Source organism: Dokdonella sp., assembly GCF_036518555.1.
In the GTDB taxonomy this organism is placed as follows: Bacteria; Pseudomonadota; Gammaproteobacteria; order Xanthomonadales; family Rhodanobacteraceae; genus Dokdonella_A.
In genome coordinates, this window is sequence record NZ_DATDMY010000162.1 from 1 (window position 1) to 4,482 (window position 4,482).

General features: G+C 69.5%; 3 protein-coding genes. 2 read left to right on the forward strand and 1 reads right to left on the reverse strand.

Features of this window, described 5'->3' with window-relative positions; genetic code table 11:
- Together VI238_RS09660 and VI238_RS09665 are read left to right on the forward strand one after the other, a co-directional pair.
- Positions 1-223: hypothetical protein (locus VI238_RS09660; RefSeq protein ID WP_331650809.1), on the forward strand; the 223-nt coding region annotated here is incomplete at its 5' end.
- 21 nt (positions 224-244) lie between these two features.
- Complete coding sequence (locus VI238_RS09665; RefSeq protein ID WP_331650811.1) at positions 245-2,296, forward strand: M13 family metallopeptidase; 2,052 nt, start codon at positions 245-247, stop codon at positions 2,294-2,296.
- Positions 2,297-2,454: 158 nt separating this feature from the next.
- On the opposite strand, the gene VI238_RS09670 is transcribed toward VI238_RS09665, so the two are convergent.
- Positions 2,455-4,374, reverse strand: a complete 1,920-nt coding sequence (locus tag VI238_RS09670) for an ATP-binding cassette domain-containing protein (protein ID WP_331650813.1) — start codon at positions 4,372-4,374, stop codon at positions 2,455-2,457.
- Positions 4,375-4,482 lie beyond the last annotated feature (108 nt).

The window sequence follows — 4,482 nt, forward strand, 5'->3', positions numbered from 1 at the left end:
CGGCACCGCCCGCACCGCCCGCGCCCCCGTCGCGCTGACCGGAATCGGCGGGCCCGCGGCGCGACGACACGGCGCGTACCCTGCGGGCCCGGCCTTCGGCTCGCGTCGCGTCGAGCGCACCACCGCATCGCGCGGCAGCGCGGCGCCGCGCCGCAATGCCGCAATGTGGACCCATGCCATTCGGGCCATGCCGGCGCATCGCGCGTCGGCGACGATGCGGTGACCCGCCCCAATGGACGATGCCATGCCACACGCCAGCAAGCCCGGCGCGCCGAAGCGCCGGATCGCCCGCCATCTTCTCACCGCCGCGCTCGCCACCATCGCGACGCCGGTCTTCGCCGCGCACGGGATCGAAGCCGGCGACGTCCGCCGCGACGGCGCCGCGTGCAACGATTTCTTCGATTACGCCAACGGCGCCTGGCGCGCGAGCCATCCGATCCCCGACTACATGGACCGCTGGAGCCGTCGCTGGGAATCGGGCGAGATCAACAAGGAGCACGTGCGCGACATCCTGCGCGAGGTGTCCGCGCGCACCGACTGGCCGGCGGGCAGCGCGGAGCAACTCTCCGGTGATTTCTACGCCGCATGCATGGACGAAGCGCGCGTGGACGGGCTCGGCGCGAAGCCGGTGCAGCCGATGCTCGAGGAGATCCGCGCGATCAAGGACAAGGCCGGCGTGCAGCGCACGATCGGGCACCTGCACGACGTCGGGATCACGGTGCCGTTCGCGCTCGTCGCGTTGTCGGACCTGCACGAGCCCACGCGCGTGATCGCGCACATCGCTCCGGGCACCCTCGGCATGCCCGATCGCGACTACTACCTCAAGCCCGACAAGCGCTTCGTCGAAGCGCGCGCGAAGTACCGCACGCATGTCGCGAAGATGTTCGAGCTCGCGGGCGAGAAGCCCGCCGCGGCGAAGGCCGCTGCGGAAACCGTGTTCGCGTTCGAGAAGCGCCTTGCCGCAGCCTCGCTCGACAACGTGCAGTTGCGCGACCCGAAGCTGCAGGACAACAAGACCACGTTCGCCGGCCTCGGCACGCTCGTGCCCGCGTTCGACTGGGGCGCCTACTTCGACGCCGCGCACATCCCGCACGACGACCTCAACGTGACCGAGCCGAAGTTCCTGCAGCAGGTGCAGAAGGAATTCGCCTCGACGCCGCCCGCGCAGTGGCGTACCTACCTCGAGTGGCACGTGCTGAACGCGGCTGCCGACGCGCTGGCCGCGCCGTTCGTCGAGGAGCACTTCGCGTTCAACGGCAAATACCTCACCGGCGCGACCGAGATGAAGCCGCGCTGGAAGCGCTGCGCGGAGGCGACCGACAACCAGCTCGGCGAAGCACTGGGCAGGAAGTACGTCGAGAAGTACTTCCCGCCGGAAGCGAAGGCGCGCATGCAGGAGATGGTCAAGAACATCCTGCTCGCGATGAAGGACACGATCCATGGCCTCGACTGGATGGGCGACGCGACCAAGCAGAAGGCGCTCGAGAAGCTCGCGACGTTCAACCCGAAGATCGGCTATCCCGACAAATGGAAGGACTATGCCGGGGTCAAGGTCACGCGCGATTCGTACTGGGACGACGTCGTCTCGGCCTCGCGCTGGAACGTAGCCGACGGCCGCGCGCAGATCGGCAAGCCGGTCGATCGCGGCCGCTGGGGCATGACGCCGCCGACCTCGAACGCGTACTACAACCCGCTCCTCAACGAGATCGTGTTCCCGGCCGGCATCCTGCAGCCGCCCGCGTTCGACGTGAACGCGACCGACGCGGTCAACTACGGCGCGATCGGCGTCGTCATCGGGCACGAGATCAGCCACGGGTTCGACGACCAGGGCGCCCAGTTCGACGCCCAGGGACGCCTCGCCAACTGGTGGACGCCCGCGGACGAGGAACGCTTCAAGGCGCGCGGCGAATGCGTGGTCAAGCAGTTCGACGGCTACTTCGTCGAACCGGGCTTGCACCACAACGGCAAGCTCGTGCTCGGCGAATCGATCGGCGACCTTGCCGGTGCGAAGCTCGCCTACCTCGCCTACAAGAAGTCGCGCGAAGGCAAGCCGGCCGAACCGACGCTCGACGGCTTTACGCCCGAGCAGCAGTTCTTCCTGTCATGGGGCCAGTGGCGCGGCGACGAGATCCGCCCCGAAACGCAACGCACGATGATCCAGGGCGACCCGCACCCGATCGCGAAGTACCGTGTCAACGGCCCGCTGTCGAACCTGCCGGAGTTCCGCGAGGCGTTCCAGTGCAAGGCCGACGCGCCGATGGTGCGTCAGGGCGCGGAGCGGTGCGAGGTGTGGTGAGAGGCGATGGCTGAGGCCCGAAGGCTGCGAAGAGTCGCGCGTGCGTGCGGCGGGACTCGCCGCTGCGCGGCTCGACCCGCCCTACGGTCATGCTCGCGCCTTCGGCTACTTCGTAGGGCGGTACGCGCATCGCGCGTGCCGCCATTCGCGCCGCGACGTCAGGCGTCGAGTTCCGACCAGCGCGCGTAGGCAGCGTCGAGTTCGGCCTGAAGCGCCGCGAGTTCATCGTTCGCGGCGACGATGCGCGCACTGTCTTGTTGGTAGAAGTCGGCCTCCTGCATCGCCTCGCCGATCGCCGCGATGCGCGTCTCGAGCGTCTCGATGCGCGCGGGCAGCTCGTCGAGTTCGCGCGATTCCTTGTAGCTGAGCTTGCGCTTCGCAGGCGAAGGCGCTGCGGCCGAGACCGGCGGCTGCGGCAATGGGCTGGTGGCGTCGGCGGCTCGAGCCGCAGGACGATCGCGGGCCGTGGCATCCGTCGTTCTTTCCATCGCGCGTGGCGCCTGGCGCAACCAGTCGCTGTAGCCGCCGACATACTCGCCCACGCGTCCGCCGCCCTCGAGCACGAGCGTGCTCGTGACGACGTTGTCGATGAAATCGCGGTCGTGCGAGACGAGCAACAACGTACCGGGATATCCCGCGAGCAGCTCTTCGAGCAGTTCGAGCGTCTCGACGTCGAGGTCGTTGGTCGGCTCGTCCATGACGAGCAGGTTCGACGGCTTGGCGAACAGCTTCGCGAGCAGCAACCGGTTGCGTTCGCCGCCGGACAGCGCCGTGATCGGCGCGCGCGCGCGATCGGGCGAGAACAGGAAATCCTGCAGGTAGCCGAGCGCGTGCTTGCGGCTGCCGCCGATCTCGATGTACTCGCGCCCTTCGGCGACGTTGTCGAGCGCGCTGGCGTCCTCGCGCAGGTGCGCGCGATGCTGGTCGAAATAGGCGATCTCGAGGTTCGTGCCGAGGCGCACCTCGCCTCGCTGCGGCGCGAGTTCGCCGAGCAGCAGCTTGAGCAGGGTCGTCTTGCCGGAGCCGTTCGGCCCGATGAGGCCGACGCGGTCGCCGCGCAGGATCGTGGTGGAGAAGCGGTCGACGATCGTGCGACCGCCCCATGCGAAGGTGACGTCCTTCGCCTCGATCACGCGCCGCCCGGATGCCGCCGCACCGCCGACCTGCAGCTTGGCCGTGCCACCGACGTCGCGGCGCTGCGCGCGCTCGCGCCGCATCGTCTCGAGCGCGCGCACGCGGCCCTCGTTGCGCGTCCTGCGCGCCTTGATGCCCTGGCGGATCCACACCTCTTCCTGCGCGAGCTTGCGGTCGAACAACGCATTCGCCTGCGCCTCCGCGTGCAGGCGTTCCTCGCGCCGGCGCAGGTAGTTGTCGTAGTCGCCCGGCCAGCTCGTGAGCCGACCGCGGTCGACCTCGACGATCCGCGTCGCGAGCGCGCGCAGGAAGCGACGATCGTGCGTGACGAACACGACGCTGCCGGCGAAGTCGAGCAGCAAGCGCTCGAGCCAGGCGATCGCTTCGATGTCGAGATGGTTGGTCGGCTCGTCGAGCAGAAGCACGTCCGGATCGAGTACGAGCGCGCGCGCGAGCAGGACGCGACGCTTCATGCCGCCCGAGAGCGCGGAAAATTCGGCGTCCTCGGGCAGTTCGACCCGCTCGAGCACGTTCGCGACGCGGCGATCGAGGTCCCAGCCGTGCTCGGCCTCGATGCGCGCCTGCACGCGCGCGAGCGCGTCGGTGTTGCCGGCGACGTCGAGGTGGTGGCTCAGGTGGTGGTACTCGGCGAGCAGCGCGCCGAGATGGCCGAGCGCGCCGGCGACGACGTCGAACACGCTGCCGGCGACGTCGTGCGGCACCTCCTGCGCGAGCCTGGCGACGCGCACGCCGCCCTGCACGCGCAGCTCGCCGTCGTCGGGCCGCAGCTCGCCCGCGATCAGGCGCAGCAGGGTCGACTTGCCTGCCCCGTTGCGGCCGACGACGCAGATGCGCTCATTGCGCTCGATCGCGAGGTCGACGTGGTCGAGCAGGAGCGGACCGCCGACCGAATAGTCGACGTTGACGAGGTTGACGAGGGACATCGAGGGCCGGTGGCGCGGATCGGGCCCGCGAGTTTAGCGGCTCGCGGCCATGCCACGCGCGTCCAGCCGCTGCCCTTCAGGTACGGGAGCGGCGCGCACGTTCGCGGC

Coding starts and splice junctions, on each gene's coding strand:
- VI238_RS09670 (WP_331650813.1), bottom strand. CDS start 4,374: ATGTCCCTCGTCAACCTCGTCAACGTCGACTATTCGGTCGGCGGTCCG.
- VI238_RS09665 (WP_331650811.1), top strand. CDS start 245: ATGCCACACGCCAGCAAGCCCGGCGCGCCGAAGCGCCGGATCGCCCGC.